13 protein-coding genes are annotated in these 17,544 nt (G+C 71.0%); 4 read left to right on the top strand and 9 right to left on the bottom strand.

What is annotated here, in order from left to right; all coding sequences use genetic code 11:
• Positions 1-13 precede the first annotated feature (13 nt).
• From IF54_RS0104550 to hrcA, 6 genes are all read right to left on the bottom strand, one after another.
• Positions 14-547: a hypothetical protein gene (locus IF54_RS0104550; RefSeq protein WP_030314704.1), complete on the bottom strand. Its 534-nt coding sequence runs from the start codon at positions 545-547 to the stop codon at positions 14-16.
• Positions 548-636: 89 nt separating this feature from the next.
• Positions 637-1,029, bottom strand: coding sequence for a VOC family protein (locus IF54_RS0104545; protein ID WP_030314703.1), 393 nt, complete (start codon positions 1,027-1,029; stop codon positions 637-639).
• Positions 1,030-1,046: 17 nt separating this feature from the next.
• The gene (locus IF54_RS0104540; RefSeq protein WP_030314701.1) at positions 1,047-1,796 is read right to left on the bottom strand and encodes a 16S rRNA (uracil(1498)-N(3))-methyltransferase; all 750 of its coding nucleotides are present in this window, start codon (positions 1,794-1,796) and stop codon (positions 1,047-1,049) included.
• Positions 1,793-2,869 (bottom strand): nitronate monooxygenase, encoded by a 1,077-nt coding sequence (locus tag IF54_RS0104535; RefSeq protein WP_030314699.1) that lies wholly within the window; start codon positions 2,867-2,869, stop codon positions 1,793-1,795. Before IF54_RS0104535 ends, IF54_RS0104540 begins: the two co-directional genes overlap by 4 nt.
• Positions 2,870-2,988: 119 nt before the next feature.
• The gene (dnaJ, locus tag IF54_RS0104530; protein WP_007381949.1) at positions 2,989-4,128 is read right to left on the bottom strand and encodes a molecular chaperone DnaJ; all 1,140 of its coding nucleotides are present in this window, start codon (positions 4,126-4,128) and stop codon (positions 2,989-2,991) included.
• A complete protein-coding gene (hrcA, locus tag IF54_RS0104525) occupies positions 4,129-5,145 on the bottom strand; it encodes a heat-inducible transcriptional repressor HrcA (protein WP_020136235.1) in 1,017 nt (338 codons plus the stop codon).
• A 151-nt stretch (positions 5,146-5,296) separates the two neighbouring features.
• Here hrcA and IF54_RS0104520 point away from each other — a divergent pair, with 151 nt between their 5' ends.
• Positions 5,297-6,028, top strand: a complete 732-nt coding sequence (locus IF54_RS0104520) for an MBL fold metallo-hydrolase (protein WP_030314698.1) — start codon at positions 5,297-5,299, stop codon at positions 6,026-6,028.
• A 31-nt stretch (positions 6,029-6,059) separates the two neighbouring features.
• A complete protein-coding gene (locus tag IF54_RS0104515) occupies positions 6,060-6,866 on the top strand; it encodes a DUF3097 domain-containing protein (RefSeq protein WP_030314697.1) in 807 nt (268 codons plus the stop codon).
• Between the two features lie 112 nt (positions 6,867-6,978).
• Here the strand turns inward: IF54_RS0104515 and hemW are convergent, their stop codons facing one another.
• Positions 6,979-8,211 carry a radical SAM family heme chaperone HemW gene (gene hemW / locus IF54_RS0104510; protein WP_030314696.1) on the bottom strand — a complete coding sequence of 411 codons (1,233 nt, stop codon included), beginning with the start codon at positions 8,209-8,211 and terminating at the stop codon, positions 6,979-6,981.
• A 31-nt stretch (positions 8,212-8,242) separates the two neighbouring features.
• Positions 8,243-10,585, bottom strand: a complete 2,343-nt coding sequence (locus IF54_RS0104505) for a SpoIIE family protein phosphatase (RefSeq protein ID WP_030314695.1) — start codon at positions 10,583-10,585, stop codon at positions 8,243-8,245.
• A gap of 100 nt (positions 10,586-10,685) precedes the next feature.
• Between IF54_RS0104505 and IF54_RS0104500 the strand changes: the two genes are divergently transcribed.
• On the top strand, positions 10,686-14,816 hold the full coding sequence (locus tag IF54_RS0104500; RefSeq protein WP_030314694.1) for a HAMP domain-containing protein: 4,131 nt from the start codon (positions 10,686-10,688) through the stop codon (positions 14,814-14,816).
• A 13-nt stretch (positions 14,817-14,829) separates the two neighbouring features.
• On the top strand, positions 14,830-15,375 hold the full coding sequence (locus IF54_RS0104495; RefSeq protein ID WP_030314693.1) for a response regulator: 546 nt from the start codon (positions 14,830-14,832) through the stop codon (positions 15,373-15,375).
• A 79-nt stretch (positions 15,376-15,454) separates the two neighbouring features.
• On the opposite strand, the gene IF54_RS0104490 is transcribed toward IF54_RS0104495, so the two are convergent.
• Positions 15,455-17,329, bottom strand: a complete 1,875-nt coding sequence (locus IF54_RS0104490; RefSeq protein WP_030314692.1) for an AMP-dependent synthetase/ligase — start codon at positions 17,327-17,329, stop codon at positions 15,455-15,457.
• Between the last annotated feature and the right edge of the window lie 215 nt (positions 17,330-17,544).

The raw sequence follows: 17,544 nt of genomic DNA, 5'->3' as shown, positions 1-17,544 counted from the left end.
ACAGAGGTTTCGATCACTTGCCGTCGGGCCAGCACTGGGGGTCGTTCTGGCACCAGATGGTCTTGGTGACGGTCACGGTGACGGTGGGGCCCGGCTGCCGGGGGTTGTCGACGGGCGGGGTGGGGGTGGCGTTGCAGTTCCCGAGTCCGTCCACGCGGAACCACTGCTTGCCGCCGACGGTGGCGGTCAGGTTCCCCCGCACACACGCCCCGCTGACGGTCCGGGTCACCTTGCCCTTGACGGTGATGTCCTTGCCGTCCCTCGTCTTGCCCTCGCAGTCGACGGTGGCCACGGTGTTCACACTGGCGCTCGGCGTCCGGTCGCCGTTGTCGTACGAGGCCGTGCAGGTCAGCCAACTCACGTCGGCCTTCTGCCGGTTCAGCTCCTTGGTGACCAGCTGGTCGGTGGTGTAGGACACGGTCGCGGAACTGACCGCACCCGCCGGATCGCAGGCGGAGAGCCCGCCCACGGCCAGCACGGCGAGCACCACCGCACCCACCGCCCGCATCCCGCGCGGCCGACGCCAGATCTGCCTCAACGCCCCCATGGACAGCAGACTGCCACCGCGTACCGTCCGACGGAAGGGCGCATACGGCCACCCGCGCGCCGCTTGCTCCCCGGACCGTGCGCCCGCGCTCAGCCGCGCAGCAGCAGCCACTCCTGGAGTTCCACCAGGTTGCCCTCGGGGTCCTTGAGGTGGGCCACGCGCATGCGGTCCGTCATGGGGGCGGGGCCGTTCAGGAGGGTCGCGCCGCGGGCGGTGATCTGCGCGCAGTAGGTGTCCAGGTCGTCCACGCGGAGCACCACCAGGGAGCGGTGCCCGGTGGCCGCGCCCCCGAGTTCGTCCAGGACCTCCGCCATCATCGAGCGGTCCTGGAGCGCGATGCCGGCCGAGCCGGTGGCGGGGCTGAACTTCTCGTACGGTCCCTCCGTCGCGCCCGACTGGGGCTTGAGGCCGAGGACTTCGGCGTAGAAGCGGTAGCAGGCGGCGAAGTCGGTGACGAGCAGGCGTACTTGGGCGAGTTCCACAGCCGTCCTCCGGGAGGTCAGGACCAGCGGCCGGTGCGGCCGAGGAGCAGGGCGGTCGCCGCGGTACCGGCGGTCGAGGTGCGCAGCACGGTAGGTCCGAGGACGTAGGGCCGCGCGCCGGCCTCCTCGAAGAGCGCCAACTCGTCCTTGGCGACGCCGCCTTCGGGGCCGACGACCAGCACGATCTCGCCCTCCTCGGGCAGTTCGGCGGTGGCCAGCGGCTCGCTGCCGCGATCGAAGTCGGAGTGCAGCACCGCGGCGAAGTCCGCTTTGGCGAGAAGTGCGGCAACCTGCTTGGTGCTCGCCGCGTCCGCGACCTCCGGGAAGCGGACCCGGCGGGACTGCTTGCCGGCCTCGCGGGCGGTGGCCCGCCATTTCGCGAGCGCCTTCAGGCCCCGGTCGCCCCGCCACTGGGTGATGCAACGGGCCGCCTGCCACGGCACGATGGCGTCGACGCCGACCTCGGTCATGGTCTCCACGGCGAGTTCACCGCGGTCGCCCTTGGGGAGGGCCTGGACGACGGTGATGCGGGGCTGGGGCTGCGGCTCCTCAAAGACCGAGTCCAGCTGGACGACCAGCCGGTCCTTGCCCTCGGCGGCGAGCACCACGCAGTCCGCCCAACGCCCGGCCCCGTCGGTGAGGATGACGTCCTCGCCGGGCTGGAGCCGCTTCACCGAGACGGCGTGCCGGCCTTCGGGGCCGTCGAGGACGTAGTGCCCGCCGCCGCCCGCGTCGAAGTGGTCGACGACGAATACTGGCGCGGTCATCGCAGTCCTCCCTTGGCCGACAACGCTGTCCGAGCGTCCGCGAGTTCGGCCGCGAGGAGCTCCACGAGCCGGCCCGCGGGCAGGTCGCGGGCCATACGGTGGCCCTGTCCCGCCCACAGTGCCATGCCCTGCGGGTCCTTGGCCTTGGCAGCGGCCTTCCGCAGCGGCGCGGTGAGGTGGTGGACCTCGGGGTAGGCGGCGGGCGCGTAGGGGCCGTGCTCGCGCAGGAAGCGGTTGACCAGGCCGCGGGCGGGGCGGCCGGAGAAGGCACGGGTCAGCTCGGTGCGGACGTAGAGCGGGTTGGTCAGCGCCTGCTTGTGCACGTCGGGGGCGCCGGACTCGTGGGTGGCGAGGAACGCCGTGCCGAGCTGGGCCGCGCTCGCGCCCGCGGCGAGGACGGCGGCGATCTGGCTGCCGCGCATGATGCCGCCGGCGGCGACGATCGGGAGGGTCACGGTCTCGCGGATCTGCGCGACGAGGGAGAGCAGGCCGAGGCCGGAGCCGTCCTGCTCGGGGATGTCCCGGTGGGTGCCCTGGTGGCCGCCGGCCTCCACGCCCTGGGCTATCACCGCGTCGGCGCCCGCGTACTGGACGGCGAGGGCCTCTTCGGGGGTGGTCGCGGTGACGAGGGTGAAGATGCCGGCCCGGCGCAGGGACTCCAGGGTCTCGGCGCTCGGGATGCCGAAGTGGAAGGAGGCCACGGGGACCGGGTTGTCGAGGAGGACGGCGAGCTTGGCGTCGTAGCCGTCGTCCCGTCCGCCGTCGGGGTCGCCGAGCTCGGTGTCGTACCAGCCGGCCTCACCGGCCAGCTGGTGGGCGTAGACCTCGACCGCGGCCGGGTCCGCGTACTCCGGCTGCGGCATGAAGAGGTTGACGCCGAAGGGCCGCCCCGTCAGGCCGCGCAGCTGCTTGATGTCCTGGTACATCCCGTCGGCCGTCTTGTACCCGGCGGCCAGGAATCCGAGCCCGCCGGCCTCGGACACGGCGGCGGCGAGCTGCGGCACGGAGACGCCGCCCGCCATGGGGGCCTGCACGATCGGATGAGGGAAGAGATCGGTCAGTGCGGAGGACATGACGGCATGTTGTCACGTCCTCCGAACAAGTCCGAATCCGACCGCCCCGTCGGCACAGGCCGACGGCACGGACCAGGAAACCGGCTCAGACAAGGCCCTGCACGGGCCCTTCAGCAGGCTCAGGTACGCCCGTTGAACGCGTCCTTCAGCCGGGAGAACAGCCCCTGCTGGCCCGGCTGGAACTGCCCGGTCGGCCGTTCTTCGCCTCGCAGCTTGGCCAGCTCGCGGAGCAGTCGTTCCTGCTCCGGGTCCAGCTTCGTCGGGGTCTGGACCTCGACGTGGACGATGAGGTCACCCCGGCCGCCGCCGCGCAGGTGCGTGACACCCCGGCTGTGCAGCGGGATCGACTGGCCGGACTGGGTGCCGGGCCGGATGTCGACCTCCTCCATGCCGTCCAGCGTCTCCAGCGGCACCTTGGTGCCGAGCGACGCCGCCGTCATCGGGAGCGTGACCGTGCAGTGCAGGTCGTCGCCGCGCCGCTGGAACTGCGAGTGCGGCAGCTCGTGGATCTCGACGTAGAGGTCACCGGCGGGACCGCCACCGGGACCGACCTCGCCCTCGCCCGCGAGCTGGATGCGCGTGCCGTTGTCCACACCCGCCGGGATCTTCACGGTGAGGGTGCGGCGCGAGCGGACCCGGCCGTCGCCGGCGCACTCCGGGCACGGGGTCGGGACGACGGTGCCGAAGCCCTGGCACTGCGGGCAGGGACGGGACGTCATGACCTGGCCCAGGAAGGACCGCGTCACCTGCGACACCTCACCGCGACCGCGGCACATGTCACACGTCTGCGCGGAGGTGCCCGGCGCGGCGCCCTCACCACTGCACGTGGTGCAGACGATCGCCGTGTCGACCTGGATGTCCTTCGTGGTGCCGAAGGCCGCCTCGTCGAGCTCGATCTCCAGCCGGATCATCGCGTCCTGGCCGCGCCGGGTGCGCGAACGCGGACCCCGCTGCGAGGCCGTACCGAAGAACGCGTCCATGATGTCCGAGAAGTTCCCGAACCCACCAGCCCCGAAGCCGCCCGCGCCTCCGCCGCCGGCCTGCGAGAGCGGGTCGCCGCCGAGGTCGTAGACCTGCTTCTTCTGCGGGTCCGACAACACCTCGTAAGCGGCGTTGATCTCCTTGAACCGCTCCTGGGTCTTCGGATCCGGGTTGACGTCCGGGTGCAGCTCGCGTGCGAGCCGGCGGAACGCCTTCTTGATCTCATCCTGCGACGCGTCGCGGCGCACGCCGAGAACGGCGTAGTAGTCCGTGGCCACTTACGACTCCGCCAGGATCTGTCCGACGTACCGTGCCACTGCGCGTACCGCTCCCATCGTTCCCGGGTAATCCATGCGGGTCGGTCCGACCACGCCGAGCTTGGCGACTGCCTCGCCGCCCGAACCGTAGCCGACCGACACCACCGAAGTGGAGTTGAGTCCCTCGTAGGCGTTCTCATGACCGATACGCACGGTCATGCCCGAATCGCCGGCCTCTCCAAGGAGTTTGAGGAGGACGACCTGCTCCTCCAGTGCCTCCAGGACGGGCCGGATGGTGAGGGGAAAGTCATGTCCGAAGCGGGTGAGATTGGCTGTGCCGCCGATCATCAGCCGCTCCTCGTTCTCCTCGACGAGTGTCTCCAGGAGAGTGGAGAGCACTGTCGCGACCGTACCCCGATCCTCGACGTCGAAGCCCTCGGGCAGGTCCTCGACCAGTCGGGGCACATCGGCGAACCGCCGCCCCGCGACCCGGCTGTTGAGCCGGGCCCGCAGATCGGCGAGCGAGGCCTCCCCGAAGGGCGCCGGGCAGTCGACCAGCCGCTGCTCGACCCGGCCGGTGTCCGTGATCAGCACGAGCATCAGACGCGCGGGCGCGAGCGAGAGCAGCTCGACGTGCCGGACGGTGGACCGGGTGAGGGAGGGGTACTGCACGACGGCGACCTGCCGGGTCAGCTGCGCGAGCAGCCGCACGGTCCGGGCCACGACGTCGTCGAGGTCGACCGCGCCGTCGAGGAAGTTCTGGATGGCGCGCCGCTCCGGGGCGGTCATCGGCTTGACGCCCGCCAGCTTGTCGACGAACAGCCGGTAGCCCTTGTCCGTCGGGATACGCCCGGCACTGGTGTGCGGCTGGGCGATGAACCCCTCGTCCTCCAGGGCCGCCATGTCGTTGCGGACGGTCGCCGGGGAGACTCCGAGGTTGTGCCGCTCGGTCAGGGCCTTCGACCCGACCGGCTCCTCGGTGCCGACGTAGTCCTGGACGATGGCGCGCAACACCTGGAGCCTGCGTTCACTCAGCATCGCGCACACCTCCAGAATGCGTTCCCTCGGTATCTCGCCTGGCACTCTGTCCGTCCGAGTGCCAGCGCTCCCCGAGCCAGTGTACGGCGGTGGGGTGCTCCCAGGGCAAGGTCGGTCCCGTGGGGCAGGTTCCTGCCGTTAGCGTCGCGGTATGACGGTGACTTGGGAAGAGCTCGGGTGGGAGCGGGTCGCGACCGGGGTCGGGCGGTGCCGGCTGCCCCGCTGGGACTGTACGGCGGGCCTGGTGATCGGCGCGGGCACGGCCCTCCTGATCGACGCGGGCGCCGACCTCGCCGAGGGCGCACGGCTGCGGGCCGAGGCGGAGGAGCTGGCCGGGCACCGTGTGACCCATCTCGCGCTGACCCACCCCCACTTCGACCATGTCTTCGGGGCTGCGGCGTTCGCGGGGGCGGAGGTGTTCGGCGCGGTGGGCGTGGAGACGGTGCTGACGGGACGCCTCGGCCGCGCGGAACTGCGGGCGGACGCGGTGCGCAACGGCCTGGAGCCGTCGCCGGCCGACGAGGCGGTGGACGCCCTGGTCTCCCCCCGGCATCACGTCTCCGGCGAGTGGACGCTCGACCTGGGCGACGGCCGCCAGGTCCTGCTGGCGAACGTCGGCCCCGGGCACACGTCCCACGACCTCGCGGTCCTCGTCCCCGGCTCCCCGGAGGTGGTCTTCTGCGGCGACCTGGTCGAGGAGTCCGGCGAACCCCAGGCGGGCCCGGACGCCGTACCGCAGCAGTGGCCCGCGGCCCTGGACCGCCTCCTCGACCTGGGCGGCGAGGACGCGCTGTACGTGCCCGGTCACGGAGCGGTGGTGGACGCGGAGTTCGTACGACGTCAGCGGGACGCCCTGGCGAGAAGCTTCGGCGTGTCGCGTTAGCCCGGGGCGGGCTTCTCCTATCGTCATCCGAATGCGCCAGTACTCCGCCGACCTGACCCCTCCGTGGAAGAAGCCGAAGCCGGTACCGGAGATTCCGGCCGAGCCCGGCCTGGTGGTCGAGGAGCCCGGCACCGGCTTCTGTGGCGCGGTGATCCGCTGCGAGGCGGGCACGGTGACCCTGGAGGACCGCTTCGGCAAGCACCGGGTCTTCCCACTGGAGCCCCGCGGTTTCCTCCTGGAGGGCCGGGTGGTGACCCTGGTCAGACCCCCGGCGACGGCTCCCGTACGACCGTCCCGTACCGCGTCCGGCTCGGTGGCCGTGCCCGGCGCACGCGCACGCGTGGCCCGCGCCGGCCGTATCTACGTCGAGGGCCGCCATGACGCGGAACTGGTCGAGAAGGTCTGGGGCGACGACCTGCGCATCGAGGGCGTGGTCGTGGAGTACCTGGAGGGCGTGGACGACCTCCCCGCGATCGTGGCCGAGTTCGCACCCGGCCCGGACGCGCGGCTGGGCGTCCTGGTGGACCACCTGGTGCCGGGCAGCAAGGAGTCCCGCATCGCCGCATCGGTCACCAGCGAACACGCCCTGGTCGTGGGCCACCCCTACATCGACATCTGGGAGGCGGTGAAGCCGTCGTCCCTGGGTATCGAGGCGTGGCCGAGAGTCCCCCACGGCCAGGACTGGAAAACGGGCGTGTGCAAGGCACTGGGCTGGCCGTCGGACAACACGGGCGCGGTGTGGCAGGCGATCCTGAAGCGGGTGAACTCGTACAAGGACCTGGAGCCGGAGTTGCTCGGGCGAGTGGAGGAACTGATCGATTTCGTCACAGCTCAGTGACGCTCCCCAGGGGCGCGGGGCTGTATCGATATGCGGCTCCGCCGCGTGGGCGCGACCAGCCACAAACACACCAGCAGCCGCCCGACGACACAGCCCCCACCCCCGTAGGCGCTCAGTCCACCAGGTCCCGCACCACCGCATCCGCCAGCAACCGCCCCCGCAGCGTCAGCACAGCCCGCCCCTCCTCGTACGGCCCGGTCTCCAGCAGCCCCTCCCCCAGCGCCCGGCGAGAAGCAGCCAGCCCCTCCTCGCGCAGAAGAGCGAGCGGCGCCCCCTCCCGCAACCGCAGCTCCAGCAGGATCCGCTCCACCCGCCGGTCCTCGCCCGAGAGCAGCTCACGCCCGGCCCCCGGCGACTTCCCCGCAGCCAGCGCCGCCGCGTACGCCCCCGGGTGCTTCACGTTCCACCACCGCACCCCGCCCACGTGCGAGTGCGCTCCGGGGCCCGCGCCCCACCAGTCGGCGCCCCGCCAGTACAGCTCGTTGTGCAGACAGCGGGCCGCCTCCGAGGTGGCCCAGTTGGAGACCTCGTACCAGTCGAACCCCGCCTCCGCCAGCACCGAGTCCGCGATCAGATACCGGTCCGCGTGCACGTCGTCGTCGGTCATCGGCACCTCGCCTCGGCGGATGCGCCGGGCCAGCTGGGTGCCCTCCTCGACGATCAGCGCGTACGCCGACACGTGGTCAGGACCGGCCCCGAGCGCCGCCTCCAGGGACGCCCGCCAGTCGTCGTCGGACTCGCCGGGGGTGCCGTAGATCAGGTCCAGGTTGACGTGGTCGAACCCCGCCGCCCGGGCCTCCGCCACGCACGCCTCGGGCCGACCCGGGGTGTGCGTGCGGTCCAGCACCTTCAGTACGTGCTGCCGGGCGCTCTGCATCCCGAAGGAGACCCGGTTGAAGCCGCCCTCGCGCAGCGCCGACAGGTACGCCGGGTCGACGGACTCCGGGTTCGCCTCGGTGGTGACCTCGGCGTCCTCGGCGAGACCGAACTCGTCACGAATCGCCGCGAGCATCCGTACGAGGTCCCCGGCAGCCAGCAGCGTCGGCGTACCGCCCCCGACGAACACCGTGCGCACCGGGCGCGGGTCGTCGCCGAGCACCTTCCGGGCCAGCCGGATCTCGTCGATCAGCGTGTCCGCGTAGTTGTCCCGGGAGGCCAGCACCCCGCCCGTGCCGCGCAGCTCGGTCGCCGTGTAGGTGTTGAAGTCGCAGTAGCCGCAGCGGGTTGCGCAGTACGGGACGTGCAGGTAGAAGCCGAGGGGGCGGTCGGCGGAACCGGTGAGCGCGGACGCGGGGAGCGAGCCGTCGTCGGGGACGGGTTCGCCGTCGGGGAGTGCGGAGGGCATGTCCTCCATTGTCCAGCACCCGGGCGGAGAGCTACTCCGCCTGGAGGACCAGCAGCGCCAGGTCGTCCTCCGGCGGCCGGGCCCCGAACTCGTGGACCAGCCGTTTGATCCGCTCGGCGATCAGCTCGGCGCCCAGCCCGGCGCACCCCGCGAGCGCCTCGGCGAGCCCGTCCTCGTCGTCGAACTGCCGGCTGCCGCTGCGCCGCTCCGTCACCCCGTCGGTGACGCACAGCAGGCTGTCGCCGGGCCGCAGCTCGAAGGACTCACTGGTGTACGTCTCGTCCTCGACGACCCCGAGCAGGGTCTGCGGGCGGGCGACCGTACGGACCTCGCCGCGTGACCCGAGCAGCAGCGGGAGCGGGTGTCCCGCGGAGGCGAGCGTGCAGCGCACTCCGCCCTCGAAGGGCACGAGCTCGCCGTAGAGGAGGGACAGGAAGCGGGTCTGCGGGCCGTCGCCGGGGTGCGGGGGGCGTCCGCCGGCGGAGGCCAGCGCCCGCGCCGCCGCGTCCGCGGCCTCCGTCGCGTCGTCGAGGAGCAGCTGGTTGAGGCGGTCCAGGACGTCGGCGACGCGGTAGCCCTCGCGGGCCAGCAGCCGGAGCCAGGGGCGGGCCAGGCCGATCACCACGGCGGCCTCGGGGCCCTTGCCCTGCACGTCACCGACGGCGAAGCACCAGCGGCCGTCCCCGGCCGGGAAGAGATCGTAGAAGTCGCCGCTGGGCCCGCCCTTGTCGCAGGGCTCGTACACCAGGGCGCTCCGCACGCCGGGTATCTCGGCGACGGCGCCCGGCAGCAGCCCACGCTGGAGCACGGCGCTGATGGTGGCCTGGCGCGCGTACTGCCGGGCGGCCCCGATGGCGAGCGCGACCCGACGGCTGAGGTCCTCGACTAGCCCGGTGATCTCGTCGGGGAGGGAGCCCACCCCGGCCCGCCCGATGACGAGGGTCCCGAGGGGACGGCCCCCGGCGGTCAGACGGTAGGCGAGGGCGGCGCCCGGTGGGGTGTCGGGGGCGGGTCGGTCGCCGGGGGCGGCTCGGTAGCCGGGGGCGGCTCGGTAGCCGGGGGCGGCTCGGTAGCCGGGGACAGGCGCGATGTCACCGGCGGAACTGTGGCCGGTGGCGGGCGTGGAGCCGGAACCGCGCTCGAAGCCGGAGGCCGCGCCGTAGCCGTGGCCGGTGGCGGGCGTGGAGCCGGAACCGCGCTCGAAGCCGGAGGCCGCGCCGTAGCCGTGGCCGGTGGCGGCCATGGAGCCGGAACCGCGCTCGGCGCCGGAGGCGGAACTGGACTCGGAACCGGGCCCGGAGCCGGTGGCGGAACCGTGCTCAGGACCGGACCGGGAGCCGGCCGCGCCGAGCGCCTCTGTCGGCCAGGGGAACGGGACGGGCCCCGTGCCGTCCGTGCCGCCCGGCAGTTGCGGTGGCTCCTTCTCCAGCGCCCGCCGCAGGTCCTCGATACGCGTCTCGCTGGCGTGCCAGACCCGGGCCAGACGGGGCCCGGACGCACTGCCGTCGCCCCGGCCCCCGCCACCCCCCTCGGCCTCACCCGGGCGGGGAGAGCCCCACCGGCCGGCGACCTCGTCCTCCAGCCACACCGCACACCAGTCGGCCAGCCGCGGCACGATCAGCTGACCGGCCAGCGCGGCGACGAGGTTCTCGTCCAGCTGCCCGGCGAGCAGGTCGGACGCCTCGGCCAGGAAGGAGAGCGCTCCGCGGTTGACCCAGTCGCGGTCCTGTTCCACGCGGGTGCGCGCCTGTGGGGCGGGCGCCAGGAGCCCGGGCAGGCCAGGGGGCGGGTCCGAGCCCGGCAGCCCCCGCTCATCCCCGTCCCCGTGCCCGCCTCCGTTCCCCTCCCCGTACTCCCCCGCATAGGCCTGGATCCCCTCCAGCACCTCCTTCCCCCCGGCCGGCAGCCGCGCCCACACCGTCTTGGCGCCCGTGCGATACGTGATGCCCCAGGACTCCGCGAGCGCGGCGACCAGACGGAGTCCCCGCCCGTACTCCGGTATGCCGTACGGCGTCTCGGTGTCGCCGTCACGCGGGGCACGCGAGGGGTGGTGGTCGAGGACCTCGATGACGAGGGCGCCGGTGTGCGCCTCCAGACGGCCGTCCAGTTCGACCTCGGTACCGGCGTGCACGACGGCGTTGGTGACCAGCTCGCTGACGACCACCACCGCGTCGTCCGACTGCCGTGCGGTGAGGAACTCCGTTCCGGGCAGCGCCCGTTCGACCCATTCGCTCAGCGTGGCCCGTAACAGCGCCCGGGCCGCGCCCGGAGTGAGCGGGGTACCGGGGAACGTGGCACGGACCCGCACCGGAGCCGGCGCGTGCGTGTCGGCCCCATGGGCAACGGATTCCCGTTGCGCAGGAATGGCCCCCATGTCCGTCTCCCCGGGCAGTTCGGACGATTACGCCTCTGAATGCGGACAGAGTGACAGACTGGCCCAGCCCATAAGCGCCGAGTTACCGAAGTGGGCCGCCATGAGTGAGAACAGTGGTACGCCTGTGTTCGAAGAAGGACAGAAAGAAGCCTGGATTCGAGCATCGGACCTGCGCCCTCTGCTCGCCGCGATGACCGCTGCCCGGGACGGCGACTTCCGCCGGATGCCGGATTCCGGCGACGGCATCGTGGCCGAACTGACGGCCGTCTTCAATCAACTGGTCGACCGCAACCTCCACTTCACCGGCGAGGTCAACCGTGTGAAGCGCGAGCTGGTGCGGCACGGCCGGCTCGACGAGCGGCTCTCCCCCAGCCCCGGGCAGGGCACCTGGACCTCCCGCGTCAACGACGTGAACCAGCTGCTCGACGCCCTGGTGGCCCCGGCCGCCAACGCGACGCGGGTGCTGGACGCGGTGGCCGGCGGCGATCTGACCCAGCGGGTCGATCTGCACGACGGCAACCGCCAACTGCGCGGTGATCTACGGCGGCTCGGCCGGGCCGTGAACAAGATGGTCGACCAGCTCTCCCTGTTCACCGGCGAGGTGACCCGGGTGGCCCGTGAGGTGGGCACCGAGGGCCGGCTCGGCGGGCGGGCCAAGGTGACCGGTCTGTCCGGCAGTTGGCGGGACGTGACCGAGGCGGTCAACACCATGGCGTCCCGGCTGACCGCCCAGGTCCGGGACATCGCCCTGGTGACCACGGCGGTGGCCCGCGGCGACCTGACCCGCACGGTCACCGTCGAGGCGACCGGCGAGCTGCTCGAACTGAAGCTGACCGTGAACACGATGGTCGACCAGCTCTCCGCTTTCGCGGACGAGGTCACCCGCGTCGCCCGCGAGGTCGGCACCGAGGGGCAGTTGGGCGGCCGGGCCCAGGTGCGGGGCGTCTCCGGGGTCTGGAAGGACCTCACGGACAACGTCAACTTCATGGCGTCGAACCTGACCTCGCAGGTCCGCAACATCGCCCAGGTCACCACCGCGGTGGCCAACGGCGACCTGAGTCAGAAGATCACCGTGGACGCCCAGGGCGAGATCCTCGAACTGAAGTCGACCATCAACACGATGGTCGACCAGCTCTCCGCCTTCGCCGATGAGGTCACCCGCGTCGCCCGCGAGGTCGGCACCGAGGGCAACCTCGGCGGCCGGGCCCAGGTGCGGGGAGTGTCCGGCGTCTGGAAGGACCTCACCGACAACGTCAACTTCATGGCCGACAACCTCACTTCGCAGGTCCGCAACATCGCCCTGGTGTCGACCGCCGTCGCCCAGGGCGACCTCGGCAAGAAGATCACCGTGGAGGCGAAGGGCGAGATCCTGGAGCTGAAGTCGACCATCAACACGATGGTCGACCAGCTCTCCGCCTTCGCCGACGAGGTCACCCGCGTCGCCCGCGAGGTCGGCACCGAGGGCAACCTCGGCGGCCAGGCGCAGGTGCGGGGAGTGTCCGGCGTCTGGAAGGACCTCACCGACAACGTCAACTTCATGGCCCTGAACCTGACGTCACAGGTGCGGAACATCGCCCAGGTCACCACCGCCGTGGCCAACGGCGACCTCTCCAAGAAGATCACCGTCGACGCCCGCGGCGAGATCCTCGAACTGAAGGACACCGTCAACACGATGGTGGAGCAGCTGCGGGCCTTCGCCGACGAGGTGACGAGGGTGGCCCGCGAGGTCGGCACCGACGGCCGGCTCGGCGGCCGCGCCCAGGTGCTCGGCGTCTCCGGGGTCTGGCGGGACCTGACGGACAACGTCAACTACATGGCGGACAACCTCACTTCGCAGGTCCGCAACATCGCCCAGGTCACCACCGCCGTGGCCAACGGCGACCTCTCCAAGAAGATCGACGTGGACGCGCGCGGCGAGATCCTGGAGCTGAAGACCGCCATCAACACCATGGTCGACACGCTCTCCTCGTTCTCCTCCGAGGTCACCCGCGTGGCACGCGAGGTCGGCTCCGAGGGCCAACTCGGCGGCCAGGCACGGGTCGAGGGCGTGTACGGCACCTGGAAGCGCCTGACGACCAACGTGAACGAGCTCGCCTCCAACCTGACCACCCAGGTCCGCGCGATCGCCGAGGTCGCCTCCGCGGTGGCCCAGGGCGACATGTCCCGCTCGATCACCGTCGAGACGCAGGGCGAGGTCGCGGAGCTCAAGGACAACATCAACCTGATGGTGGCCAACCTCCGCGAGACGACCCGCGCCAAGGACTGGCTGGAGTCCAACCTCGCGCGGCTGGCCGCCCTGATGCAGGGCCACCGGGACCTGATGGAGGTCGCCGACCTGATCCTGCGCGAGCTGACCCCGCTGGTGAACGCACAGTACGGGGCGTTCTTCCTGGCCGACCCGGACGAGGACGGTGCCTCTCTGCACACCACCGTGCCCGCCAAGGGGCTCGCGTTCATCGCCGGCTACGGCTCGGCGCAGGGCGCGACCGTCGACACCGGGGGCATGCCGGTGCACGGTCTGGTCCGGCAGGCGGCCCGGGAGAAGAAGCGGATCCTGGTGGAGGAGGCCCCGCCGGACTACATCAAGATCAACAGCGGGCTGGGCGAGGCCGCCCCGAGCAGTGTCGTCATCATCCCGATCCTCTTCGAGGACAAGCTCCTGGGCGTCATCGAACTCGCCTCCTTCTCCCGATTCTCCGACGTCCACCTGGCCTTCTTCGACCAGTTCGTGAACACCATCGGCGTGGCCATCAACACCATCATCGCCAACTCCCGCACCGAGTCCCTGCTCGGCGAGTCCCAGCGCCTCGCGATGCAGCTCCAGGAGCGCTCCGACGAACTCCAGATGCAACAGGCGGAATTGCAGCGCTCGAACGCCGAACTGGAGGACAAGGCGGCCCTGTTGGCCACCTCCTCGCAGTACAAGTCGGAGTTCCTGGCGAACATGTCCCACGAACTCCGCACCCCGCTGAACTCCCTGCTGATCCTGGCCAGGCTGCTCTCCGACAACCCGGACGGCCATCTCTCCGACCAGGAGGTGCAGTTCGCGACGACGATCCACCGGTCGGGCAGCGATCTCCTCCAGCTGATCAACGACATCCTTGACCTGTCGAAGATCGAGGCCGGCCGGATGGACGTACGCCCGAAGAAGCTGCCGCTCATCAAGCTGCTCGACTACGTCCACGCCACCTTCCGCCCGCTCACCCTGGACCGGGGGCTCGCCTTCGAGGTGGCGGTCGGCGAGGCCGTACCGCGCGAGATGTACTCCGACGAGCAGCGCCTCCAGCAGATCCTGCGCAACCTGCTCTCCAACGCGATCAAGTTCACCGCCAGCGGCCGGGTCGAACTGCGGGTCAGCCGCATCAAGGACCCCGAGCGCCGGCACGTCCGCGACAGCGACGACGTCATCGCCTTCGCGGTGTCCGACACCGGCATCGGCATCGCGCGGGAGAAACTCCCGGTGATCTTCGAGGCGTTCCAGCAGGCCGACGGCACCACCAACCGCAAGTACGGCGGCACCGGGCTCGGGCTCTCCATCAGCCGTGAGATCGCGGGCCTGCTGGGCGGCCGTATCGTCGCCGAGAGCGAACCCGGCAAGGGCTCCACCTTCACGCTCTACGTCCCGGTGGTCAGCCCCGGGCACTCGGCCACCGGCCCGACCGCCGAGGACCGCGCCCTGCCCGACCCCGACGACCTGTCCAGCGAGCCCTACCCGACCGCCCACGACGCCGAGGACTCCTGGCCCGCGCCCACCAGGCTGGAGGCGTGGCAGTCCGGACGGGCGGGCCAAGTCCTCTCCGGACGACGGGTGTTGATCGTGGACGACGACATCCGCAACGTCTTCGCGCTCACCCATGTGCTGGGCCGGGTCGGCATGCCGGTGCTGTACGCGGAGAACGGCCGCGAGGGCATCGAGACCCTTGAGCGCAACCCGGACGTCGAGCTCGTCCTGATGGACATCATGATGCCGGAGATGGACGGCTACGAGACCATCGCCGCCATCCGCCGCACCGCCCGCTGGGCCGGGCTGCCCATCGTCGCGCTCACCGCCAAGGCGATGCCCGGGGACCGCGAGAAGTCCATCGCGCGCGGCGCCAACGACTACGTGCCCAAGCCGGTGGACGTCGACCAGCTCCTGACCGTCGTCTGCGCCCTCCTGGACCCCGAGGGCGCGGAGCCGGAGGAGCGGACCGACGTCGAGGAAGCCGTGGTCCAGCCCACCGACGACTGAATGAGGCAGTCACATGAGCACTGAGGCAACGACCGACGACGGTGCCGGCATCCTCCTGGTCGACGACATGGAGGACAACCTGACAGCGCTGGAGGCGGTCCTCGGGTCCCTCAACGAGCCACTGGTGCGTGCCCGTTCCGGCGAGGAGGCGATGAAGGCCCTGCTCCGCCGCCGGTTCGCCCTGGTCCTCCTGGACGTGCGGATGCCGGGCATGGACGGCTTCGAGACCGCCGCCAACATCAAACGCCTGGACCAGACGAAGGACGTCCCGATCATCTTCCTCACGGGAGCCGAGGACGACTCCGGCTACGCCTTCCGCGGCTACGCGACCGGCGCCGCCGACTACTTGACCAAGCCGTTCGACCCGTGGGTGCTACGAGCAAAGGTCAGCGTGTTCCTGGACCTGCACAGAAAGAACCAGCAGCTGGAGCGCCTGCTGGCACGACAGCGTGCTGATTACCAGGAGGTGGGCAGGCGACTGACGGCCCTGGAGGAAGAGCTGACGGAGTCCCAGCGCGTCCAGGTGAAGGAACTCCGCCACCTTCTGGAGCGGCGGTGAGCTTGTTCTGTCAGGGGCGCGGGGAACTGCGCGACCAGCCACGACGCACCGGCAGCCGCGCGCGCTCCCCTGCCATCCCCTACGCCTCGCGGGACCCGGCGTACATCTCGTCGATGAGGTGCTTGTACTCCCGCTCCACGACAGGCCGCTTCAACTTCAGACTCGGCGTGATCTCCCCGTGCTCCACATCGAGATCCCGCGGCAGCAACCGGAACTTCTTGATCGTCTGCCACCGCTGAAGCCCCTCGTTGAGCTGCTTCACATACCCCTCGACCATGGACACGGTCACGGGCGCGGCGACGACCTCCGCGTAGGACTTCCCTTCGAGCCCGTTCTCCTTGGCCCACTCCAGGATCGACACCTCGTCCAGCGCGATGAGCGCGGTGCAGAAGTTCCGGTCCGCCCCGTGCACGAGGATGTTGGACACGTACGGGCACACCGCCTTGAACTGCCCCTCGACCTCGGCGGGCGCGATGTACTTGCCGCCGGAGGTCTTGATGAGGTCCTTCTTGCGGTCGGTGATCCGCAGGTACCCGTCGGGCGACAGCTCACCGATGTCCCCGGTGTGGAACCACCCGTCGGCCTCGAGCACCTCGGCCGTCTTCTCGGGCAGCCCGTGGTAGCCCTCCATGATCCCGGGGCCGCGCAGCAGGATCTCCCCGTCGTCGGCGATACGGACCTCCGTGCCGGGCAGCGGCTTGCCGACCGTGCCGGTGCGGTAGGCCTCGCCCGGGTTGACGAAGGAGGCCGCCGAGGACTCCGTGAGGCCGTAGCCCTCGAGGATGTGGATGCCGGCGCCGGAGAAGAAGTAGCCGATCTCCGGGGCGAGCGCGGCGGACCCGGAGACACAGGCCCGCAGGTTCCCGCCGAACGCCTCCCGGATCTTCGCGAAGACCAGCGCGTCGGCGACCTTGTGCTTGGCACTCAGCCCGAAGGAGGCGGAGGCGACCCCGGTGCGCCGGAAGTTGTCCTGGCTCTCCTTGGCGTAGGCGCGCCCCACCTCGGCGGCCCACTGGAAGATCTTGTACTTGGCGCCACCGCCCGCACGGGCCTTCGCGGCGACCCCGTTGTAGACCTTCTCGAAGATGCGCGGCACGGCGGCCATGTAGGTCGGCTTGACGACCGGGAGGTTCTCGATGATCTTGTCGACGCGGCCGTCGACGGCGGTGACGTGACCGACCTCGATCTGCCCGGAGGTGAGCACCTTGCCGAAGACGTGGGCGAGCGGCAGCCACAGGTACTGCACGTCCTCGGGGCCGACCAGTCCGGTCGCAGCGATCGCCTTCGCCATGTAGGACCAGTTGTCGTGCGGCAGCCGTACGCCCTTGGGGCGGCCGGTGGTGCCGGAGGTGTAGATCAGGGTCGCGAGCTGGTCCTTGGTGATCGCGCCGACCCGCTCCTTGATCAGGTCGGGGTCCTTCTCCAGGCGGGCGGCACCCCGGGCCTCCAGTTCGGCCAGGGTGAGGACGAAGTCGCTGGTCTCGACACCGGCGGAGTCGATCACCACGACGTTCGTCAGCGCGGGCAGCTCGGCGCGCTTCTCGACCGCCTTGGCGAGCTGCGCCGCGTCCTCCGCGATCAGCACCCGGCTCTCGGAGTCGGAGAGGATGAACGCCGACTCGTCGGCGTTGGTCTGCGGGTAGATCGTGGTCGTGGCGGCGCCGGCGCACATGATGCCGAGGTCCGCGAGGATCCAGTCGAGCCGGGTCGAGGAGGCGAGGGCGACCCGCTGCTCGGGCTGCACCCCCAGCTCGATCAGTCCGGCCGCGATGGCGTGCACCCGCTCCGCGGCCTGCGCCCAGCTGAGCGACTTCCACTCGTCGGGGCCCTCGCCCGAGGCCGCCGGTACCGGGTAGCGGTACGCCTCGGCTTCCGGTGTGTTCGCCACGCGCTCCAGGAAGAGGCTCGCCACACTCGGCGGACGGTTCTCGATCAGTGTCTGTGTGTCGCTCACGACATCCTCCGGGGCCCGCGACAGTGCGGCGGCTGGCTCTGGTTGCGGCTGTTGTTTAACTCGCGAGTAACTATCGAGCAGAGATCAGAGTAAAGCGCGGCCGACCCGTTCGTAAGGGGCGGCGGCCTGTCACTTCCTACAGAGCGCGACGTTACGCACGCGTAGGGGCCCGCCGCACTTTCGCACGACGGACCCCTTTCCATCCGATTCGACGG

Origin of the sequence: Streptomyces sp. NRRL B-3229, assembly GCF_000719505.1 — a bacterium.
GTDB classification, from domain to species: Bacteria; Actinomycetota; Actinomycetes; order Streptomycetales; family Streptomycetaceae; genus Streptomyces; species Streptomyces griseorubiginosus.
The sequence above is the reverse complement of the archived record's forward strand: the minus strand, read 5'-3'. Positions and strand labels throughout refer to the sequence as shown.

Bases quoted from the DNA above. Each gene is read 5' to 3' on its own strand.
- IF54_RS0104550 (WP_030314704.1), bottom strand. From the start codon at position 547: ATGGGGGCGTTGAGGCAGATCTGGCGTCGGCCGCGCGGGATGCGGGCG.
- IF54_RS0104540 (WP_030314701.1), bottom strand. From the start codon at position 1,796: ATGACCGCGCCAGTATTCGTCGTCGACCACTTCGACGCGGGCGGCGGC.
- IF54_RS0104535 (WP_030314699.1), bottom strand. From the start codon at position 2,869: ATGTCCTCCGCACTGACCGATCTCTTCCCTCATCCGATCGTGCAGGCC.
- hrcA (WP_020136235.1), bottom strand. From the start codon at position 5,145: ATGCTGAGTGAACGCAGGCTCCAGGTGTTGCGCGCCATCGTCCAGGAC.
- IF54_RS0104520 (WP_030314698.1), top strand. From the start codon at position 5,297: ATGACGGTGACTTGGGAAGAGCTCGGGTGGGAGCGGGTCGCGACCGGG.
- IF54_RS0104515 (WP_030314697.1), top strand. From the start codon at position 6,060: ATGCGCCAGTACTCCGCCGACCTGACCCCTCCGTGGAAGAAGCCGAAG.
- hemW (WP_030314696.1), bottom strand. From the start codon at position 8,211: ATGCCCTCCGCACTCCCCGACGGCGAACCCGTCCCCGACGACGGCTCG.
- IF54_RS0104505 (WP_030314695.1), bottom strand. From the start codon at position 10,585: ATGGGGGCCATTCCTGCGCAACGGGAATCCGTTGCCCATGGGGCCGAC.
- IF54_RS0104500 (WP_030314694.1), top strand. From the start codon at position 10,686: ATGAGTGAGAACAGTGGTACGCCTGTGTTCGAAGAAGGACAGAAAGAA.
- IF54_RS0104495 (WP_030314693.1), top strand. From the start codon at position 14,830: ATGAGCACTGAGGCAACGACCGACGACGGTGCCGGCATCCTCCTGGTC.